The organism is Dokdonia ponticola (genome assembly GCF_042653865.1).
GTDB classification, from domain to species: domain Bacteria; phylum Bacteroidota; class Bacteroidia; order Flavobacteriales; family Flavobacteriaceae; genus Dokdonia; species Dokdonia ponticola.
In genome coordinates this window covers 91,656-112,478 of record NZ_JBHSFV010000014.1, presented here as the reverse complement: position 1 = coordinate 112,478, position 20,823 = coordinate 91,656, and the positions used below count along the sequence as shown (strand labels likewise).

Below are 20,823 nucleotides of genomic sequence, written 5' to 3'. Positions count from 1 at the left end.
TTGAAATACTTATTTACGATTCGCTTTTTATCAAAACGGTCATCTTCCCATTTTGCAAAGGGTGGATTCGTGACCATCACATCAAAATAATGTTTCCACTTCTGCGGAAAAGGCTTTGAGGCGTTTAAGGCGTGTACCTCTGAAAAGCGCTGAAATTTAAGCGAAGCCAATCGCGAGGTATCAATCTCATTAGTAATGGTTTTGTGAGGTTTAGCCCCGACTAGTAATAATCCATTGCCTGCGCTTGGCTCAAAAACAGCCTCGGCGCTTCTCATACCCGTGTACTCGGCAAGCATAGCACCAATAAGGCAAGGGGTAGAATACTGTTTATACTTTTCCTTACTACTATCCGAATACGCATAGGTAGGTTGTACCATATTCCAAAATCGAATCATCGCTTTTAAACTTTCTTCAAAAGGCGAAATTTGAAGGTATAATTGACGATACCATAAAAGCCAAGAGAGTTCTACCGCTTCCCATAGCATTCCTAAAGTGGGCACTCCCGTAGTAGCTAATAAAGCCTCTACTTTCTTTTTAGAAAGACGCTCCCCTTTATGATAATGCGTATGCATGATTGCCACCACCTGATCTAAATAGGCAGTATCTTGTTCTGGTAATGCTTGGTTTTCTGAATCATTAGGGCTAGGTAAACTCTCTATATATCCTTTAATGTTAGCTTTTGATTGCTCTAAAAGTCTGATTGTCCACGCTCTATTTTGATATTCTTCCTTTAATTTCCCTTTAGGTTTTCCTGTATTAGGATTAATGAGTTGCTGTTGTTTATTTTCTTCATAGATGATTTGCTCCTCTATAAGGGTGATTGCCAAATGGGCATCTTTTAAAGGGCGATAATGTTCTATAGCGTGCCACCACTGTTTTTTATTCGTATCATTTGAAATAACTTCACCTAGAGGACGTACCGCTCTGTGATGAGTATGAAGATTGATATAGGGATAGTTAAGGGCGGTAGGAAGTCCAAGTTGCTTGAATATAGCTTCGCCTTGTTTTTCAAATACTTTTAACAATGCAAAACGAGTCACTGAAAAGCCATAATCGGTGGAATGCGGAAATTGCATAAGTTCAAATAGCGAAGTCGCATTGGCATCCTCTAAAGTATCATCTGATATATGTAGTAAATACGGATACTCTTTTTTATAAAGCGTACGGTTAGAATAGCTAATATCCCCATAAGCGAAATGCTTGCCCACTCTCTCAGGAATGAGCATATTCCCTAACGTTTGTTCATGGTTACTTTTTACTTTTTGTACGTGAGATGTTACTACTAGGGTTGGAAGTCTAAAAAATGAGATAAGACGTAAAACTTGAAATGTAACAGCCTCTTCAGTTGATTCGTTATAATGCGCTCTAAAATCATTTACAACTTGTTTTATATCGCTTTTCAGATCATCAGATTCACTAACATCTAACAAATCACCAATAAGTATTTGAACAATGTCCTTATCCTCTTGTAAATCATCTATTAGTAGCTGTAATTTCTGAATAACACTTTGAAGTGTAGCATAACCATTTGCTTCCCTTTTTTGGGCATATTCTCTGTCAAGCCTAGAGATTTCTATTTTTGGTTTTTCTTGAAAGCTTTCTTCTTTTTTTTGGGGAATCTCAATCTCTTTGAGAGGCTTATCCGCAAAGGATTCAATCCTTGGTTGAGGCAAATCAATACCTTGTCCTTTCGCGAAAGCAATTATTTGTTCTACTACCCATCCCATTCGTTTTCTATGAAGTGGATCATTATTTAAAATAGCATCCCCATTTTCTATGGTGGTCTTTACTTGTTTTAGTAATAAAGAAAACCCTGCTTTTAATGCTTTTTTACGGGATGGAAACTGCGGATCATAGGTGCTTGGCGATCCAGAATAACCAGAAAAATCCCCATAGTTTTTTTGATAACTTAATCCATAGCTATAGCTATCATCTTTTAATTGAGCAATCGTAATTTTAGCGTTATACTTTATTTTTTTAGCTAAAGGGATTTCGTATTCCCAATGCGCTAATTCCTTTTTTTTAGAGATTACTGTTTCTTGTTCTTTTAGCTCTTTATCTAATGTTTTGTCTTTTTTTTCAGTTTCAGTTTCAGTTTCAGTTTCAATTTCAGTTTCGGGTATAGTTTTAGCTTCGTGACTAGGTTCAGGTTCAGTTTTGACGGGTGTTGCTTCTTTTGGTAATTCGGTAGGTGCTTCTGTTATGGGTTCAACAATTATTTCTTTTGCACTTTTAGTATTTTCACCATAAGAGTCTGCGCTATATATAATACGACCAGCTTCAAATAGTTTTCTACTACCAACTTTATAATTTTTAGGATAGACGTTAATTCTTCTAATCTCGTCTTTGAAATAGATTTCGCTAAATTGTTCAGCGATCCTAGTGGCAAGTGGTATCAGCGGTTCAAAAACGACATATTCTTCAATTTCTTTATCTGCATCTTTAAATACAAGTTGCACTTTACTAAATCTATCGTCTCTAATATGTTTCTCTGACGGCTCATAAGAAGGATGGATAATGATAGTATTCCATGGTAAATCATTAGCTATAGCTTTTTGAAAATCTTTTATAAATCGACGATACGATGGACGATCTTTAGCTAGTAGTTTTAAGGGAGCGTATAGGTATTCCCTAAAGCCTAATTCTTTTAGATATTCTGATAGTTTTTTTGGAATTTCACTTTCAAATAGAAATCCAATGCTCTTTTTTTCGTTATGTATGATTTTAAACTTCAAACTATGTTTTGTTTGAAGCCAAAGTAGTTCAGCTATATCGGGATTCTGTGGCGCGACTTTGGTAAAGTGACAAAACAGAAATATAATTTACTGATTAATAGCATTTTGAAAAGCGCAAAAAGTACCAAAGTCTAAATAGTGAGTTGTATTGACGCTTTGTTTTCTTAGAGTGAATTATTGTTTATAGACTAAAAATTTAGAACCTGCGATGATAAAAAACCTATTTTGATATCAATAGAGCGGTTTTGTTCAGAAAAAAAGATGTCACTTTAGAAAAATAGTAGTAAAAATTAGAACGCAAAATTAAGAGACCAAAAAACCTGTTTTGATATCAATAGAGCGGTTTTGTTCAGAAAAAAAGATGTCACTTTAGAAAAATAGTAGTAAAAATTAGAACGCAAAATTAAGAGACCAAAAAACCTGTTTTGATATCAATAGAGCTGTTTTGTTCAGAAAAAAAGATGTCACTTTAGAAAAAGGGTAGTAAAAATTAGAACGCAAAATTAAGATACCAAAAAACCCATTTTGATATCAAAAGAGCTGTTTTGTTCAGAAAAAAAGATGCTACTTTAGAAAAAGAGTCGTAAAAATTAAAACGCAAAATTAAGAGACCAAAAAACCTGTTTTGATATCAATAGAGCTATTTTGTCCAGAAAAAAAGATGTTACTATAGAAAAAGAGTCGTAAAAATTAGAACGCAAAATTAAGAGACCAAAAAACCTGTTTTGATATCAATAGAGCTATTTTGTCCAGAAAAAAAGATGCTACTTTAGAAAAAGAGTCGTAAAAATTAGAACGCAAAATTAAGAGACTAAAAAACCTGTTTTGATATTAATAGAGCTATTTTGTCCAGAAAAAAAGATGTTACTATAGAAAAAGAGTTGTAAAAATTAGAACGCAAAATTAAAAAGCAAAAAACCCATTTTGATATCAATAGAGCTGTTTTGTTCAGAAAAAAAGATGCTACTTTAGAAAAAGAGTCGTAAAAATTAGAACGCAAAATTAAGAGACTAAAAAACCTGTTTTGATATCAATAAAGCTTTTTTGTTTAGAAAAACACATCTTAAATTAAATAGTGTTTTTCAATTTTCATTACATTCGATCCAAGAAAGTTTTATAGTGAATAAAAGAAAAATACTTCCTGAAGTCGTAGCAGATTTTATCTCTCCTCTTTTTGTGTGTGAAATACAAAACACAAAAAACGTATTTGTAGTTGAACAAATTGAATTTGAATCTGCTACGAATGATACATATGTTGCCTCTAAGAAATTAGATTATAGTGAAGATGCAGAAACGATTATTTATTCTGCTCAGAACGCTCCAAGAATTGTAAAGTATAAAAGAGAGTTAGTTACATATGATAGTTTATAACTTGAATTTTTGTAGGGAACGACTATAACTTTCTTAGAAATAGATTGGGCAGAAAAGGGTTGACTATTTAGAGTTATTTTTTTAAGCCCTACAAGGTTTTAAAAGCTTATTGTATGCTGTTTCCCTACTCATGACATTAAGTGTTTTTCTTTTAGAAGGTTATATAAAGGGAAGCTTAGAGGGTTATAGGGATTTTACACTTAATTCAAGAATATATTAAAAATCGTAGTGATACAACTAAGCGCCCCTTTACATAGCCTGCTTGTATTTTTGAACAGAATTTTCAAATATACTATAAGTATTTATTCTTCTTTTTATAATAATCAAATCATCGAAACTAAATCGACACCAATGATTGTGAACTATTCTATTTTTAAATAGCTTAGTAAGAATTTCTTCTTCTCCAAATGGAGCATCCCAATAGGCGACAATCATACTATCAGGATTTGATTTAAGTATTTGATCTTTATTAAATTTTATTTGAGTACTCTCGCAGATTTTAATGTAATGAGTATTTATATTGTATAATAGATAAATAACATTTTGATAGTTACTATTTGAATCCACCAATTGAAATAAGTTTCAAAAACAAATAGGAAATTAAAATGTAAGCTTCCCATAGTTAGAACTGTTTATTCTTCTAATCAAAAATACTAGAAATCCTTTTTAAATTTTTTCGAGTATAACTATAGTTTTTCCAAACTGTTTTTATGGTGTGCGAGACTAATCTCTTACGATAGTTTTCATTCTCCAATAAGGTAGTGATATGTAATTTCCAATCAGAATCTTCTAAAACCAAAAGACCCGCTTCTTGATCTTTGATAATAGATGCTACAGGATGGTTTTTACACGCAATAGAAGGAATCCCTAAAGCAGATACTTCCAAGTAATAATGAGTAGGGTCATAAGTGGAATACTCAGAAACATTAAAAAGGGCGATACGTAGTTGTAACTTTAACAAAGTTTCAAAATAGTCAAGAAAACGTATCTTTTTGAAAAAAATGATATGATGATTACTATTATAGGGTTGCTGATCTCCCTTAAAATCGATAATGATAAAAGTGATTTTATCTCCTTTTTGTCCTAACTTTTTTAAAAGTGTAGGTAACATTTCTAAAAATTTATTAGATGGATGAAATACTCCTATATTGATAGAGTCATCCTTGTTTTGATTTATGGACTTTAGATTTTCAAAACCAACTCTAGAGATGAGTGTCGGCATTATTGTTAAATGACATTTTACATCTTTAAAATAAAAACTAAGCGCAGAACGATATTGCATTGCTAGAGAATTGTTTTGGCATATACAGATATCAATTTTATTAAGATTAGAGATCAATTGTTTTTTAGTAGAGCTATCAATCTTTTTGTAATTAATATGCCAAGATGGAATTTTATGGTAATTATCGTCTAAGTGCATTACGATTTGTAAATGCGGATATAAAAGGCGTATGATTTTTATAGTATAGGTAATATCTGTTAGGATAGTTGGTAATACAATGTAATTTGCCCAACTTAATAATCGAGGATCTAATGCATCAACATAATCAAAGAAATCCGCATCTATTTGTTCTAACTCAATACTACTGAGTATCGCGCTATGCGTAGTCGTTTTATTCAGTTCTAAAGCAGGCAATATACTACTATAATAATCTTTAGATCGTAGCCTGGGGCTTACATATAATACGTGAACTTTTTTATCGTGAAGATTATAATTTGGGTATCTTTTTATAAAGGGGGTTACTTCGTTTAAATGCTTACAATATTCAATAATGGTTTGCATACAGAGTATAGATGGTTGTTAATATAGGGTTATAAGCATTTGACCTGATTCGTAATGAGCAATCATGCGCCCACTAGCTAAATCATAAATTTTAATCTTTTTAGCACGAGGGCTGAACTCCGTAATTTTATTATGAAATCGCTGTAATCCTATGGCTCTTTCTTTAGAATGAGAATGACTAGTTGCCCAATCTAACGAGTAGAAAGTTTTGATATTGCCATCTAAAAACCAGACAATCATTTTAGAATACGAATCCATTGGAATTGCCCATTTCTTGCGTACTGCCATAGTTCTAGGATTTAAAAAAAGTTATGAACTCACTAAGTAATACTTCACTAGCACATTGCGTACCAAAAGTGTATATTTTAACCTGTTCTTCTTTAACAATAACCATACGAACTCCTATTGATTTTGATACCGAACTGACCTTGAAAGTTTTGAAATAATTTTTCAACTTTTCTTCAACGATGGATTTTCCAATAAGACTTGCGCTAAATCCATTTGTGAAAAACAGAGCAATCTCATCTAAGCAAATTGTTTTAATGGGACTGTCCCCTTTAAATAATGTAGCTGATAGCTCTTCTGCCTCTTGAATGATTTGTAATGAAATCACTCCTTGACGATGTGATCGCTTTGCTAGTGAAGTAGCATATCCTATAAAATGCCTAGATAAACGCTCGTCTTCGGATAAAGAGTCTGTAAAAACACTTTTGAGTTTATCTGAAATATTTTTTCTTAATAAAGCCATACTTGATTTATTTATGTTTTGGATCAATACCATCTAGTTAAATACTTACATAGCTACCTGTTGAAAAAAGTGCTACAGGACACGGATTACTGACTTAAACCTGCACGCCAGTTTGCATTGTGTCCTGTATCTACACTATTTATAGATGATAAAGCCACTTCATTTTAATAACCAATCGGTAATAATAAAGCCAAAAGCGTTACTTGGTATAAGCGAAATACTTATTCCTTTATAGTAATTAATGTATGAAAATAAGGTTAGGAGGTATTCTATATCTGTGGTGCGGTAGACTAGAATAGGGTAATAAAATTTTAACGATTTTTATATCGTTTTACAAGGGTATCAAACTTCTTGTTAAGCTCTTCTTCTTCGTCAAGTTTCTTTGCTATTAAAGCGATACAAGTTCTATAGAGAAAACTTTTGGTAAAGGCTTTAATTTTCTTGTTGTTAAAGAATTTTGAGATCGTAGACCTTGATGTTCCTGTTTCTTCGCTAAGGACTTCAACAGGCTTCTCATAAAGACCAAACATGGTCTCTACAACAATGGTGATTCTTTTCTGATTCATACTTAAATGGGTTTTTCATAACGTGGTGCATTTTTTTTAAAATAACTCAAAGAGTTTGCCAAATTCATTATATATAACAACTATTTAATAAAAATTAGTATATTATTTGATGATAAAGTAACAAAATAAGTTTCAGAAAAACTATGATATCGCAGAATTGACTTAGAATTAACTCAGTTATGACTGTTTGTTAAAGTAGTTGTGAAGTTTCTGTGAAGCTTTTGCGTCTAAGTTGTGACGTTTTCATATCGCAGTTATAACTTAGTAACATACTAATTTTAATATCTTATATTCATATAATCAATCGTATAACAAAAATTAATTAACTTCCCTATGCCAGCACCACAACCAACCCTTTATCCAGAAACTGTTAAATTTTTGGAGGTAATCGAAGAAATTAAAGAAACTAACAGATTGTTAAAGGTAGAACCCAAAACAAATAGTGGGATATCAAATATCATTTATCCTACTGATCGAACTATTTTCTCTAAACTAAAAACAGGAATGCGAAAACGAGTTCCTATGGATGCATTAGCAAAACTTGCTATTCACTTTAAAATCGATATGAACTATATTTTCTATGATGGTTTTGAGATTAATTACTTCCCTGAAGTACTACAAGATTCTACTGCTAATAATGAGGTTCGTATTCATGTGTCTGATGACCATTTACGCATAATTAACAAAAACAACTATAATGCCCTTGGACTGACCATAAAACTTTACGAGCAAATGATGACTTTATTAGAACAGAACCGTAACCTATCTGAAAGTAAGAAGGTTAAATCTGAATAAAGCAAAGTGCTATAGCTTTCGTGTATACCTAGTATCGTTTTGATATCCAAGTAGTGACGCTTTCGTGTCGCAGAATTAACCACGCAGTGTATTTAAACGTTTCTTAGCTTTGGTAAGTACTCTTAAAGTGATATTGTATCATTTTAATATGTACCTATCAAAACAGGGCTATATGCCTTATTATTAATCCATATACTGAAACCTGCACAGTATTATAATTCAGTTATTATGGAAAACAATAAATTCTATGAATTAAAAGAGTTAAGAAACATTCTACCAATTACAGATCAACGAACCATTATTAAATGGTTGAGTGATCATCAAATCCCTATCCAAAAGATTGCGGGTAAAAAAGTAGTCCATCGATTTATCGTCGATATGGAAATTGACAAATCACTTGTTAAAGAATTAAAACAGAAATATCCAGAAAAATGGGAAGATTTGTATACCTGTTACAGGGACAATGACCGTCTTGGATATTTGTTATTGTTAGATGATGACTTTGTACCTACCAAGCGCTACGAATCTATTTTAATAAAGGAAGTTGAACAAAAGTCTAGCCTAGCCGCTAAATTTCTAAAAGGGTAAGCTATGACAAAGAAAAAGTTGCCCACTAGAAACAGAAAGCACAAAGGACTAATGATTTATTGTGCAAATAATAAATGCAAAAAGTATTTTACATGGACAGAGCAAACCCTTGAGGTAGATGGTAAAATAAAACAAAAACACGCTACTTGCGGTATATCAGGATATAGTTATACCCGATGTAAATCTATTGATAAGCACGTTTTTAAATCCAGAGTGCATATACCAGGAACCGCTAAAGGAACGATCAGTAGAACGTTAAAAGCTGAGACCTATAATGATGCTGTTGTCGAAGCAATTGCTTTTGAAAAAGAAGTAAAAGATCAAGTACTAGATGTAGACCTGCCATTAATTCCTAAAAAACAACAACATAATCATGTGTATTTAGCATCTGCGCAATCAGCCTATATACTCTTTTTAGAAAATGTCAATGTAGCGGATCATCTTAAAAAAGAAAGATCGAAAGATCATATTAGAGCTTCTTTTAGAGCACTAGAGGAGTTTAATAACGTTTTGAAAAAAAAGAAAATAAAATCAACTCTTACACAAATGATTCAAATTGATGATAATCATGTAGGTTATTTTCATAACTACCTCTTAAATGAAAGACAACTCGCTAATAAAACCTACAATAATAAAATGGGATTACTTAAAGGCTTTTTTACTTGGGCTATTATTGAATTTGAACTCAAGATGACTAACCCATTTAAGAAAGTAAAAAATAGAACTGTTGTCAAACAAAATGATTCTATATCTATGCCAGAATATAAAGCACTCCTAAAAGCAATAACACCCGAGAATGGACATACTTATGAAGGAAAGAAAAAGAAAAATAAAGTTAATAGATATAGACCTTGGCTAAAATCCGCCATTGAATTAGGATTACAAACAGGAGGCAGACGCGAAGAAATTATTAGTCTTAAATGGAATATGATAAGATATATTGATGGGGAACCTAGTTATTTAGAAGTCCCTAATTTAAAAGTAGAAAGAGGTAAAGGAGATGGATTTAATAATAATGTTCCTCCTAAGATTATTCCAATTACAGTCAATTTATTAGACTTATTAGATCGATTAGGATTTAATGAAAAAAAAGACACTGATAGGTATATCTTAGATGTAAATAACAAAACAAGTCCCAATGTACTTATGGAAAATATGTCAAAAGGGTTTTCTCATTTCTATAAACTATTAGAAACAGGTAAAAGTATCCAATTTAAACATTTAAGAAAAACGTACATTAGTTATATGAAATTAGCGATGGGATCAGAAACGGGAAATTTAACTTCTCATACATCTAATGAGGTCATTGACAAGCATTACATTGACAAAAAAGTAATAGCCAATGCGCAAAGAAAATTCAAACTTTTCACAAATTAACTATTAAAAATAATAATAGGTTTTAATGGTATTGGAGCTACTGTCAAATAATGTGGGCTAATTAAATTTTTAGATGTTTCAAGATATAATATTTTTCAATTTTTATTATCATGGAGTATTCTTTTAGTTTAAAAAAGATAGCTACAAATTTACTCAAACGCGATCTATTAAAATCTCAGAAATATTTTTTGAGATTTTTTTATTTCTGGGCAACTTCTCTCATTTCATTTTATATACAGTAAGAACAAATAAAAATCGGACACGTATAATCACGAATCCGATTAATGTTTTTATATGTCAGGGTAGCCGAGAGGTTAGGTAAGTGACCAACAGTCATTTTTACGCAGGTTCGAATCCTGTCCCTGACAGCAACTTACAAGGTAAATTTAAACTTTTATTTATTCTCATTCTTTATGTATTAATATAAAGGTAACATGTTTACTCATTTTTAATATTTATTAGCAACTTTTCCTTTTCGATTTCTATAACTAAAAACTTTAGCTTTTTGTTAGCGAATATTTAGCGCTTTAAATTCCTGAATTCGATTAATTCGCTGGATATTAGTCAATATCCAGTTTAAAAGCACAGTTATGAATATTGAGAAAATAATGAAATAGTTGTCACAATCATGGTTCTTATAAGATCACTATAGTGCTAAATCTAAGAAAACGAGCGGTACAAGATATAAGTGTCAAGGGTGTTAGAGGGCTTTTAATGAATTAACTGGAACTACTATACATGGTATAAAGAAGACTAAAGAATTTAGGGATTTTATAGAGCAGATGTTTTTAGGTAAAAGTTTGCTTAAAACCTCTAAGGTTATTAATGTTTATCCAAAAACTGTTTTCTTATAGAGATATAAGGTTTTATCATCTTTTGAAAAGATATTTACAAACAAGTTTAAGAGTATTGTCGAGACAGATGATATATTCTTTAAGTTGAATCAAAAGGGGCGTATAAAGAACTTTATTCATACTGGAAGACCTAGACAAGGAGTTAGTAATAGAAAGCATGTGTCGGTTATGATTACGCTTGACAGGTATAAGACCTATGATTTTAAATTAGTTTGTACTGGAAAGATTAATGCCCAACATTTGAAAAGGGAAATGGATGTTACGAGATTTAATAGTGCGAATATAATTTGTACAGATGAATCAACGGCTTTGGTTAAGTTTTTCAAAGATTTAGATTTAAAACATATGACATTTCGATCTCATCAAAAGAAGCATCCTCAACTTAAGGAGTATCATGTCAATAATCTTAATAACATTGTTGGAAGGTTGGAAAGGTAGATAAAAGATAACTTTTGTTCAGTATCGACTAAATATTTGAATAATTATTTAAGATATTATATGATGTTAGAGATTTTAAAAAATGATGAACATCAAGAGATGAAACAAAAATGGTGGAACTTTATGTTACAGGATACTGATACTTTCAAAAGAAATAGAAAACAGGAGATAGAATACAGCAAATTATTGGGGTATTCTGGTATAAGATTTAATCATCCAAAAATGAACAGTCAGTATTAATATTTACTACATTTTCAAAGTAGTTTTCAATAATCTCATTATTTAAACCTAATTTATAGGTTCCATAAGATGAATAATTAACATCTAAATGATTTAACGGGTGTTGTCTACCATCTTCTCTTTCAGGGTCATAATCGTACCTAAGATACGCTGGTTCTGAATGAAAAATAGTTTCCAATAAATCTATACCATAAGATTCAACTTTCGAAGCTTCAAGGTAATAATCAATGAGTGATTGACTTAATTGGAAAATTCCATCCTTAAGTACCGCGCTAGCCATTGATACACTCTGACTATCAATTATAGTTCCAGTAAAGGTTGTTATTTCTAGAATCTTGTCATCATCATCTAATCTTAGTATAAAAGGAAATGATATGCTAAAATACTTTCCTTTTTGATAGAAAAATAATCTACTCATCCTATCAATAACAACTTTTAGTTTAGAATTACATTCTTTTAAATCAACTTCTTCAATATCATTACTTAAAAGTAGATATTGTGTTGAATTTAATATAAGCTTTACATAATCGACCTTATCCCTAATAGGAAAAAAGAAATCTTTTTCTTGAAAAGGGAGTATTCCTATTGTAATCTCTTTCATCGTACCCTTCCTTGTAAGTATTTCAAATTATCTTGAACAAATTCTTTAATTGTTGAGCGATTAGTATCTACCATATCCATTTGTTGGGTTGCTAACAAAAGTTTTTCATGATATTTTTTTTCGACTTTTAAATCTTTAAATATCTCTATCATTAAATCATAATGCGATAGTTTTTTCAAATTATACTTAAATCTAGTTCGAATACTTTCTTTTTCCTGATCAGAAGGTTCTTGAATAACCATTTCTTGATTTTCAACAATATGATTTAAACTTTCTTTCATTCCGTCTGTTAGTCCAGAAAATAACATTTCACCCCCAGTAATAAAAAATGATTTGATAAATGATCTTGTTAACATGGTATAAAGTGAATTCCTATAACCTGGGCTATTTATAATTCTTTTAGTAAGGCAAATAACAAATGGAAATTCTAACCCTTTTACATTATTTCTATTACTAATAAGTATAGTATTAGGGATTTTTTCTTTTGTATCGTAAGCTTTATTAACATCCCAACCTATCTTTTTTCTAATTTTATACTCAATTAAATCAGCTGTTTTGTATATATCTTTAGATCTATCTAATAATATTATCCCTATATCATCTGGCTGAACAGTTTCGTTTTCTTTTCTTATCTCTTTTATTACTTTTAACACTGTATTCGGTAATGTGTCTTCCGTTTCAATTATTCTAATGCTTTCAAAACCTTCTTCTAAATCTTCAAAACGCCTGAGAGGTTCTCTACTTAAATAATAATTAGATTCTTCTACTCTAACATTATATCCACAATCTTTCCACTCTTTTTCTTCTAACCAACGAAGCTTCGTTTCTTCAAAAAGTCCCATTCCAAGACCATGAGCGAACATCAGAGTTTTAGGATCAGTTCTATAACATTTTCCTAACAGAAAATCAGGTTCAATTGTACCTGATATATTTTCATCAAAAATACTTTGAAATATATCTCCAGCTATATAAATATTTTTTTCAGTGACTAAATCACATAATGCAAAAAAATGTTCATCAAAATCTTGACTTTCATCTATAAACATATGAGTAAGGGCATATTCAACTTTTTCTGTTCCGTATTTAGCCTTAATATCTATTATAGCTAATTCACAAGCTCTACTGAAAGACATTTGATAAGAAAATGTATAAAATGGGATTTTATAAAAATGACAGATATAACGATAAGCACCTGAATTAGGATAAGAATTAGATCCCCAAGCATTATTACACCATAATCGTCTATCCCACTCAATTTGTTGTTCAACTTTCATGAAGTTGAAAAAATTTGGAATTCGTTTTTTTAAATTATCAGCTAATATTTTATTATGACAAGTGAAAAATATTTTTGAAGAACTATCATTAACATATGAATCTTTTAGCTTGTGTAATAAAAGTTCAGTCTTACCTGTACCTGACAATCCTTGTATTCTGATCTTCTTTTTACCTAAATTCCCATAAATAAAGCGTGTCTGATCTCCATCAAAAAGTTGAATTTTTTGTTTTACTTTATCAAGAGTAGTTTCTGGAACCTCTTCTTTAACTCGATCTATATCATTTATACTTCCTATAAAAAGAGATATTAAAAGGTCAAGTTTCTTTTTATCTAATTCATCATCTAAATATAGACTATCTAGAAAGTCTTCAATATCATTAATTTCTTCTGAATTAATATCTGTTTCTACTAAAGAAGACCTCCATTTTCTTGGTCTTCCTAATACTTCTTTGTATAAATACTTATCAGATATTGACCCCATATCTTCAATAACATCATCTACATAATCTTCAAATCGTTCTTCATTATCACCATAATCAATAATAGCTATTTTGTTTTTTGGTGATAGTATTATTAAAGAATCAGAATACGCATAAGTATATCTTTGATCTGTCAAAGGTCTATCAAGAACGTATATTAAAGTTTGATTTTCCTCTGAATACTTTTTTAACTTGTCTATAAGATCAGCATTAGAAGCATTTTTCTCAGTATGTAAGTAAAAATAACTACTCATAAATATGATTATTATATTGGTTCTAAGTTACTAAAAATCGTTTTTTAAAAAATGATAAATAAACCATAAATTCAATAAGTTATTTTTAAATATTACTTTGAGTTACTTTAAAATAGATATATTATGACAATCAATAATTATTCACTCTAGATTGATGTATATATCCAATAATTCCATCAGATAATCTTACTTTTTTCCAATCTACCACCTTTAAAATCAGTTAAAATATTTGAACTTTCACTATATATCTGGTACACACATTTTTCAAAAGATTTCTCAAGATTATTATCAGAGAAGTATTCTGGATAAATTTTCTTTAAACGATTTTCTAAACCTGATATATAACCAACAGCTAGTAATAAATTTATTTTTTGATTAAAGCTTAGTGATAAGGATGAGTTAACTAAAGACTTAGACACTCCTGTTTTATCTAAATCTATATCTAATAGATTTGATAAAGCAAAACTTGCTAAAGTTTAGATTAATAATGAATATTCTAATCCTTTTAATCTCTTTTGTGAACTTTTTATCAAAACTATTTACTTTTTTATCACGTATATAAATGTAATGATTTGACTCATATAAAGTTGTAGGTAAATATGTTTATATTAGAATTTGAAATCGAAATTTCAATAATTTCTAGCTCTTTTAAGATGATCTAAATACCCAAAAATATTATCGTAGTGTAGAATTTTAATATTATTCCTCCTTAAATACTTTCTCTTTAATTCATAGGTTTTATCATTGAAATCACTTCTTCTACCAGATATAACTGTATAATGTATTCTGGATTTATCAAGAGTTAAAAATTCATTAGGTAAATTTTTGTTAGGACTCTTATACTTATTAAAAATCAATTTTAAAGAACTGAAATTCCCTTCAATCCAAGAGTCCCAATCTTCCACTTGTTTAATACCTTTTCTAAAAGACAATCCAAACTCCCCATCTTTTAAAGTGATTTGACCATAAGGACTTTCTAACTCAACAAAAATGAAAGAATATCCATCAGATGCTTTACCTATTAATAAGTAATCTGCCTTAAATGTTGAGGTTAACTCAAACTCCTTGAATAAAAAAGCTTCATGATGACCAAAATCATAACCACTATGAAATAAAGAAGCTATAATATTATAATTCGTTCCTTTATTTATGAAGTTTAATAATTCTCTCTCTCCAATATCAGAATCTAATAATTTCCTATAATCTGATTCCAATAAATCTAATTTTTCAATATCCTTTAACACACTTGTATTTAAATAATTATTGGGGAAAATTGTATTGAAATGATAAAATGCGTTTGGTAATATCTTGTGATATTCAGACAAAGCATTCATCGGAATACCTCTCTGTTTAAAGTTACTTATATAAATTTCAGCCTCTCTAACATGTTCTTGCTCCTGTTCCGTAAGAATAGTGTAATCTCTTTGACCTTTAATTAACATACTTAATTCTAATGCTTTATGTGAAATTTCGTTTCCGATAAAGATAATTTAAAGAAGTTTAAAATTTATATATCCTATGGGATATTTAAAGCCTTTCAATGAAAACAAACAAATAGTAACATCTAAACCTCAACCCTAAAAAGGGTCTTCTAAAAAAAGTCTTTAACAAATATTTTTTCAAATAATCTATAATAATATTGTAGATAAATACGGAAATAAAATCAACCAACTAACAGATAAAATTAATTCTAAACACAGCCTAAACGATTGGATGGAATTTATAAATGAAAATATTACTACAGAATGTAAAGAAAATGAAAAACAAAGAAAACTATATAAAAGATCGATTAATCCAATATATTAGTAACAATTAAACCTTTCCCACCCAATTCCTAAAAAAACAATTTATTTTTACTTGATGTAAGCTTATATGTAGTCTCCTATTAATCATTAATTAGGGACGAGTTCTTCCTCTTCTTCTTGACTTGGTGGTGGATCAACAGAATAACTCTCTGATTGAGTATCTACCTCAATAGGATCACAACTAATAGAAAAAAATAAAACTAATGAAATGATAATTCGTGTTTTCATAATCTAAATATTTGATACTTAAAAGTTACGAAACTTTAACCAAATATAAATGATGTGATATTTACCGATAAACCCGTATAATAGAGGAAATAACAAAAACTTAAGATGAGGTTCCCACATTGTTTGACAGTAGCGCCATGGTATTTAAAACTATTAAACCCTACGTTAAAACCCTACGTTATACCCTACGTTATTTAGAAATTAATAAACTAAAATTTATAAAAAATCTATTTTTTTTACGTATAAAATTTTAAAAATCAGTAACATATATAATTGTAATTAATATTAAATAATATATAAAGCCTCGGAGTATTAAACCCTTTGGCGGTGCCAACAAAACACAAATGAGAGGTGTTCAGAAAGTTTAAAACAACGAAACTTAATTAGAATAATAGTACACATATATTAAAATGAAAAAAAATCTAAGGTGGAGTATCCCAATAATCTCACTAATACTTGGACTATTTTTTGGAATTATATGGTTTAATCGATATCAACTCGAGTACAATGCTGAAGGTAAATTTTTTGATGAAATGGCTATGGTAGTATATGAACAAGATAATTCAAGAGTATATGGGATATTGGCATTGTTCTTCTTTCTCATTGGATTGCTCTATTGGATCATTGTAATGAGAAAGAAACATCCTTAGTCATAGATTATATATAAAACAAACAATATTTTTGAAGTATAAAGTAATCATACACTCATAACCATCACTATACCTAGCTAATGCTTTTAGTCATTCTATTTTTTTTATTGGTACTGCTACTCATTGGGGTGTATTTTCTATACAGAGGCGTCAAGTGGGTTCTTAAAGAGAAAATACGAATACAATGGACGTTGGTTATAATTCTTATACTTATGATAACGAGTGTCTTAAAAATTGCTTTTTTTACAAAAATGGAGTTTATTCAATCCAACGTATATCCTGATCTATATTTAATTAAAAACCCGATCAAGGATACGGATTCTATGCACCGTATGATTAAAAAAATGGTGCTTACTAAAGTAAACACCGAATTTCTTGATAAGCATAGAATCAATGAACTTTCAGAAAATAAAATGAATACACCATTATACCGTATCCGTTTTTATGAATACTACTCAGGTACTTTTTTCTTAATTCCTTTTGGAGAAGCAGGTACCGACCATTTTATAGAAAACAAAGAAGACCCTGGCGGGTTTATTAGTGAAGAATTGTCTCACTACCATCAGTACCGCATTTCAGAATTCCTTATAGAATATTGTGAGAATGACTCTTTAAACAGTATCGGTAAGCTTCATTATTATAAAGGTTGGGATATCATTAAAACGGACACCTTACTTAACCAATGCAACAGCCATCCTCAAAAAGAATTATCTGAATTTGCAGAAACAGTATTAGACAGCAACTAGCATATAACATGAACAAAAAGACACCTATTTTTCTACTCATAGTCACTTTGATTTTCACGGCATGTACTAACAAGCCGAAAACTACTAATGAGCAAACAAAGGTTCAAAAGACAGAAACGAATGAACTCATTGAAACTAATCAATTAAAAAATGATTCTCTAGTTGACTTTTCTAAAATATGGGAAAACCTTCCTTTAAAAAACGTACCTGTACTTGACACGACAAACTTTGATAATATCACTGATGTCAAAGAATTTAATAAACAAGAGATTAAGATGTTGCAGTTGGATAAAATGTATCCTGAAATAGATAAAGAAGGGTATACGTTTAGATTTATGCCATCTTATAAACTAAAACTATCAGATCAATTTTATACCATAGTGCTTAATGTCTATAAGGGAGAGAATGAATTAGAATCCATTTTAATTCATTATGATCTAGAAAAAAGGCTATCACAATATTACAGTGAAGATGGTGCGCTAAAGACAAACTCATTAGTCATTGCTTACGATGAAATAGCAGAAGGCTGGTCCAGAAAACATGGTAAAATAGAACAACAATTTGTGACCGTTATTGATGAGTTTTATGGAAATACTACACAAATTGACACAACCCAATTTCAAATAACTCCTAATGGTGATATTCACAGAATTAAAAAGAAATTTACCAGCAATATAAGACTAGGGGAAGCAATTACACTAGATAAAACGTATACAGATACAATCATGTTTTCTGCCTACAATGACGATTATGACTATAGAATGATCGAAGGAGAAAAGAGGGGTACAAAGGTATCGTTAGTCTATCAATGGGATCGGGATACTCATGATGCGTATCATTTTAAGTACGGAGATTTTCTGGTAGTTGAATGGAAAATGGATAGTATTTTTCTAGCTGGCGATGGAGAAACTTTAGATTTCAGAGAATGGGCAATAAATGCAAAGCGTATAGCATCTCATCAAAAACCAGTCAAATTTTTATGGAGAGAAGAAAAATTTGACGAGAAAAGTAACCAAGATGTTAATTCGATTTTTCTTAATGAATCCTTTATTGAATCGATCAGTAATCCAGAAAAGGCAGCATTAGCCTTTGTCGCAACATTTATAGGTAACGAGTGTTCATGGGATGGCCGCGTTAATGAAGACCGAAGCAACTTACGTTGTAAAATTTTAACTGCTTTAGATTTAGGATACCAATGTTCAGAACAACATCTAGGGTTTTTGAGAAATTGGTTCTCTAAAGATGCCATAGCTTTAAAGAAATTAACCGCATGTGGAACCATGCCAGAAGGGGCAACGGTACAAACCACCTTTGACGAGATTTTTATAAACACAGATAAGGAGGCTAAAACAATTTCGGTCACGTATGAAGTACAAGGCATACATATGCGAGAATCTAAATCATGGAACTACACACAAATTGATTATTTTGAGTATACTAATGAAACGATACAATGGCTTAATTCAGAAAAGTCTCAGGTCATAGAAAAGACGTTTGATAATAATCTGGACAAACAAGAATTAAGTACTAGTCCAAAGGCTTCTAAGTCTTTTGTCATCTCCTGTGGTTCGGGTTGTGCGATGACCTATTCTGAACAGAGCAGGATAAAAAAAGAACATGTAATAGAAACTGTCTTTAAAGTCGAAAGGTATACGAATGAAAAACGAATAGAAGAATATGTTGAAACCTATGTCTTCAGTTGTGCTAATTCAAATAAAACGGAGCAGATCACACGAAAAGGAGATTCAGATTTTAACATTGAAAATCAACATCCTGTACTTCAAGAACATCTAACTTCTTATGTATCTCAAGTATGCGAATGAAAACCCTAACGAAACTCGTAGTGCTGTTACTCCTCCTTATAACCAGCATTAGTTACGGGCAAGACTATTATTTTATTAATGCTCAGAGCGGATTAAATGTTCGCTCAGGCAGTAATTTATCCTCAAAAAAGATAGCCAAGATTCCGTTTGGATTCATGGTAGAAAAAATAGCAGACACAAAAACAGAATTCATTATAAATGATAATGGAAAACTAATCAAGGGAAAGTTTGTCAAAATTAAATATGGCAATTTTTCGTGTATAGCGTACGGAAATGATGATGGATCAATAACATATGGTTATGTCTTTGACGGTTATCTGAAAAAAGCAAAAAACGATGATTTAATCACTATAAAGCAAATTGATAAAGTAACGTATACAGAGTTATCGCAACGAGCATCGAAAAAAATCCGTAAACCCAAAGCAATACAACATATTGACTCGATTAAAATGATGTTAAAAAATCGAGTTGACTGGGTTTTAGAATCTGAAGAAGCAACATACTCAGTATCTAAAACCATTAAAAAAATCCATTTAGAAAATGGATTTAAAGTAGTTTTTGATCTAAGTTGTGTGGATTTTGGATTTTCAGAGGGCTATTCTGCGTATTATCCCGAATATGATATTTTGGTTTTAGAGGGTGGGCATACAACCGATAGATGCTTTTCTCTAAAAACGGGAGAAACCGAACTAACCATTGGTAATCCTGAATACATGATTTCATCACCAAATAATAGCTACCGTTTAAATGGGTATTTTGGAGGACAAGAGTGTATCTCCTATTTCTTCCAAAAAAACGAGAATGGCAAATTTGTATATCTAACCGAATTAAATAGCCACTTTGATATTTGCAGGTTTAAAACGTTTTATTGGATAAACGAAACCACTTTTATGTATTCAACGGGAGACCATTGGACTGACACAGAGAATGAAACTGATCAATATTTTATGGGTGAAATTCTACATAATTAATAACATGATAGATAAAACGGTAAGTGTTTTATACGCTTTCGCACTTCGGCTACGCACTTCGACAAGCTCAGTGTGACAATCAGTATAAACTACTTCGTCATTACATTCCTTGAAAACAATCAAAACCTAATGAGACTATTCAAAATAATTATAAGCTATTTCTGTTGGATCTGTATTGCGATCCTCTTTGCCTATGGGTATCTGTTTCTCATTTTAGGTCCCATACCTGAACCATCAAATGGTTTTATTGATATAATTGGCTTTATTATTTATCAAGTTGCACTGCTGCGCGTTGGTCCCATACTTGCAGGTATCATCGCAGCCCTCTATCTTCTAGTAGATATTTTTTACCTTCAAAAAAAACTCAAGGAACATTCAAAAAAAAGAATCATTCGGTTTTTGGTGATGTTTCTCATCACCATCGTTGTAGGCTTTGTACATTATATGCTTGAGAAAGTAATTGATGTTATCTAACAAACATTATTGTTTTCTCTT

General features: G+C 30.7%; 17 protein-coding genes, 1 tRNA gene and 1 pseudogene. 9 read left to right on the top strand and 10 right to left on the bottom strand.

The window, feature by feature from the left end:
- Window positions 1–2,735, bottom strand: a pseudogene (locus ACFO3O_RS19415) (hypothetical protein); the annotation flags it as partial.
- Window positions 2,736–3,854: 1,119 nt separating this feature from the next.
- Between ACFO3O_RS19415 and ACFO3O_RS19410 the strand changes: the two are divergent.
- On the top strand, window positions 3,855–4,106 hold the full coding sequence (locus ACFO3O_RS19410) for a hypothetical protein (protein WP_379981942.1): 252 nt from the start codon (window positions 3,855–3,857) through the stop codon (window positions 4,104–4,106).
- A gap of 249 nt (window positions 4,107–4,355) precedes the next feature.
- Here the strand turns inward: ACFO3O_RS19410 and ACFO3O_RS19405 are convergent, their stop codons facing one another.
- From ACFO3O_RS19405 to ACFO3O_RS19385, 5 genes are all read right to left on the bottom strand, one after another.
- A complete protein-coding gene (locus ACFO3O_RS19405) occupies window positions 4,356–4,541 on the bottom strand; it encodes a hypothetical protein (protein WP_379981940.1) in 186 nt (61 codons plus the stop codon).
- Between the two features lie 205 nt (window positions 4,542–4,746).
- Window positions 4,747–5,889 carry a glycosyltransferase gene (locus ACFO3O_RS19400; protein WP_379981938.1) on the bottom strand — a complete coding sequence of 381 codons (1,143 nt, stop codon included), beginning with the start codon at window positions 5,887–5,889 and terminating at the stop codon, window positions 4,747–4,749.
- Window positions 5,890–5,907: 18 nt separating this feature from the next.
- Window positions 5,908–6,177, bottom strand: coding sequence for a hypothetical protein (locus ACFO3O_RS19395; RefSeq protein ID WP_379981936.1), 270 nt, complete (start codon window positions 6,175–6,177; stop codon window positions 5,908–5,910).
- A gap of 4 nt (window positions 6,178–6,181) precedes the next feature.
- Complete coding sequence (locus ACFO3O_RS19390) at window positions 6,182–6,637, bottom strand: hypothetical protein (protein WP_379981934.1); 456 nt, start codon at window positions 6,635–6,637, stop codon at window positions 6,182–6,184.
- A 311-nt stretch (window positions 6,638–6,948) separates the two neighbouring features.
- Window positions 6,949–7,203: a hypothetical protein gene (locus tag ACFO3O_RS19385; RefSeq protein WP_379981932.1), complete on the bottom strand. Its 255-nt coding sequence runs from the start codon at window positions 7,201–7,203 to the stop codon at window positions 6,949–6,951.
- Window positions 7,204–7,536: 333 nt separating this feature from the next.
- On the opposite strand from ACFO3O_RS19385, the gene ACFO3O_RS19380 reads away from it, so the two are divergent.
- From ACFO3O_RS19380 to ACFO3O_RS19365, 4 genes are all read left to right on the top strand, one after another.
- On the top strand, window positions 7,537–7,998 hold the full coding sequence (locus ACFO3O_RS19380) for a hypothetical protein (RefSeq protein WP_379981930.1): 462 nt from the start codon (window positions 7,537–7,539) through the stop codon (window positions 7,996–7,998).
- Window positions 7,999–8,226: 228 nt separating this feature from the next.
- Window positions 8,227–8,586: a hypothetical protein gene (locus tag ACFO3O_RS19375; protein ID WP_379981928.1), complete on the top strand. Its 360-nt coding sequence runs from the start codon at window positions 8,227–8,229 to the stop codon at window positions 8,584–8,586.
- 3 nt (window positions 8,587–8,589) lie between these two features.
- Window positions 8,590–9,963: a tyrosine-type recombinase/integrase gene (locus tag ACFO3O_RS19370; protein ID WP_379981926.1), complete on the top strand. Its 1,374-nt coding sequence runs from the start codon at window positions 8,590–8,592 to the stop codon at window positions 9,961–9,963.
- A 296-nt stretch (window positions 9,964–10,259) separates the two neighbouring features.
- Window positions 10,260–10,331 (top strand) — tRNA-Val (locus ACFO3O_RS19365).
- A 1,132-nt stretch (window positions 10,332–11,463) separates the two neighbouring features.
- Here the strand turns inward: ACFO3O_RS19365 and ACFO3O_RS19360 are convergent.
- From ACFO3O_RS19360 to ACFO3O_RS19345, 4 genes are all read right to left on the bottom strand, one after another.
- Window positions 11,464–12,096, bottom strand: a complete 633-nt coding sequence (locus tag ACFO3O_RS19360) for a hypothetical protein (protein ID WP_379981924.1) — start codon at window positions 12,094–12,096, stop codon at window positions 11,464–11,466.
- A complete protein-coding gene (locus ACFO3O_RS19355) occupies window positions 12,093–14,105 on the bottom strand; it encodes a DEAD/DEAH box helicase (RefSeq protein WP_379981922.1) in 2,013 nt (670 codons plus the stop codon). Before ACFO3O_RS19355 ends, ACFO3O_RS19360 begins: the two co-directional genes overlap by 4 nt.
- 629 nt (window positions 14,106–14,734) lie before the next feature.
- The gene (locus tag ACFO3O_RS19350; RefSeq protein ID WP_379981920.1) at window positions 14,735–15,547 is read right to left on the bottom strand and encodes a Shedu anti-phage system protein SduA domain-containing protein; all 813 of its coding nucleotides are present in this window, start codon (window positions 15,545–15,547) and stop codon (window positions 14,735–14,737) included.
- A 450-nt stretch (window positions 15,548–15,997) separates the two neighbouring features.
- Window positions 15,998–16,138, bottom strand: coding sequence for a hypothetical protein (locus ACFO3O_RS19345; protein WP_379981918.1), 141 nt, complete (start codon window positions 16,136–16,138; stop codon window positions 15,998–16,000).
- Window positions 16,139–17,000: 862 nt separating this feature from the next.
- On the opposite strand from ACFO3O_RS19345, the gene ACFO3O_RS19340 reads away from it, so the two are divergent.
- From ACFO3O_RS19340 to ACFO3O_RS19325, 4 genes are all read left to right on the top strand, one after another.
- Window positions 17,001–17,534, top strand: a complete 534-nt coding sequence (locus ACFO3O_RS19340) for a hypothetical protein (RefSeq protein ID WP_379981916.1) — start codon at window positions 17,001–17,003, stop codon at window positions 17,532–17,534.
- 8 nt (window positions 17,535–17,542) lie between these two features.
- Window positions 17,543–19,357: a hypothetical protein gene (locus ACFO3O_RS19335; RefSeq protein ID WP_379981914.1), complete on the top strand. Its 1,815-nt coding sequence runs from the start codon at window positions 17,543–17,545 to the stop codon at window positions 19,355–19,357.
- Window positions 19,354–20,328 carry an SH3 domain-containing protein gene (locus ACFO3O_RS19330; RefSeq protein WP_379981912.1) on the top strand — a complete coding sequence of 325 codons (975 nt, stop codon included), beginning with the start codon at window positions 19,354–19,356 and terminating at the stop codon, window positions 20,326–20,328. The genes ACFO3O_RS19335 and ACFO3O_RS19330 overlap by 4 nt, the downstream gene beginning before the upstream one ends.
- Before the next feature lie 129 nt (window positions 20,329–20,457).
- Complete coding sequence (locus tag ACFO3O_RS19325; RefSeq protein ID WP_379981910.1) at window positions 20,458–20,802, top strand: hypothetical protein; 345 nt, start codon at window positions 20,458–20,460, stop codon at window positions 20,800–20,802.
- Window positions 20,803–20,823 lie beyond the last annotated feature (21 nt).

Bases quoted from the DNA above. Each gene is read 5' to 3' on its own strand.
- ACFO3O_RS19405 (WP_379981940.1), bottom strand. From the start codon at position 4,541: ATGATTGTCGCCTATTGGGATGCTCCATTTGGAGAAGAAGAAATTCTT.
- ACFO3O_RS19400 (WP_379981938.1), bottom strand. From the start codon at position 5,889: ATGCAAACCATTATTGAATATTGTAAGCATTTAAACGAAGTAACCCCC.
- ACFO3O_RS19395 (WP_379981936.1), bottom strand. From the start codon at position 6,177: ATGGCAGTACGCAAGAAATGGGCAATTCCAATGGATTCGTATTCTAAA.
- ACFO3O_RS19390 (WP_379981934.1), bottom strand. From the start codon at position 6,637: ATGGCTTTATTAAGAAAAAATATTTCAGATAAACTCAAAAGTGTTTTT.
- ACFO3O_RS19385 (WP_379981932.1), bottom strand. From the start codon at position 7,203: ATGAATCAGAAAAGAATCACCATTGTTGTAGAGACCATGTTTGGTCTT.
- ACFO3O_RS19380 (WP_379981930.1), top strand. From the start codon at position 7,537: ATGCCAGCACCACAACCAACCCTTTATCCAGAAACTGTTAAATTTTTG.
- ACFO3O_RS19375 (WP_379981928.1), top strand. From the start codon at position 8,227: ATGGAAAACAATAAATTCTATGAATTAAAAGAGTTAAGAAACATTCTA.
- ACFO3O_RS19370 (WP_379981926.1), top strand. From the start codon at position 8,590: ATGACAAAGAAAAAGTTGCCCACTAGAAACAGAAAGCACAAAGGACTA.
- ACFO3O_RS19360 (WP_379981924.1), bottom strand. From the start codon at position 12,096: ATGAAAGAGATTACAATAGGAATACTCCCTTTTCAAGAAAAAGATTTC.
- ACFO3O_RS19355 (WP_379981922.1), bottom strand. From the start codon at position 14,105: ATGAGTAGTTATTTTTACTTACATACTGAGAAAAATGCTTCTAATGCT.
- ACFO3O_RS19350 (WP_379981920.1), bottom strand. From the start codon at position 15,547: ATGTTAATTAAAGGTCAAAGAGATTACACTATTCTTACGGAACAGGAG.
- ACFO3O_RS19345 (WP_379981918.1), bottom strand. From the start codon at position 16,138: ATGAAAACACGAATTATCATTTCATTAGTTTTATTTTTTTCTATTAGT.
- ACFO3O_RS19340 (WP_379981916.1), top strand. From the start codon at position 17,001: ATGATAACGAGTGTCTTAAAAATTGCTTTTTTTACAAAAATGGAGTTT.
- ACFO3O_RS19335 (WP_379981914.1), top strand. From the start codon at position 17,543: ATGAACAAAAAGACACCTATTTTTCTACTCATAGTCACTTTGATTTTC.
- ACFO3O_RS19330 (WP_379981912.1), top strand. From the start codon at position 19,354: ATGAAAACCCTAACGAAACTCGTAGTGCTGTTACTCCTCCTTATAACC.
- ACFO3O_RS19325 (WP_379981910.1), top strand. From the start codon at position 20,458: ATGAGACTATTCAAAATAATTATAAGCTATTTCTGTTGGATCTGTATT.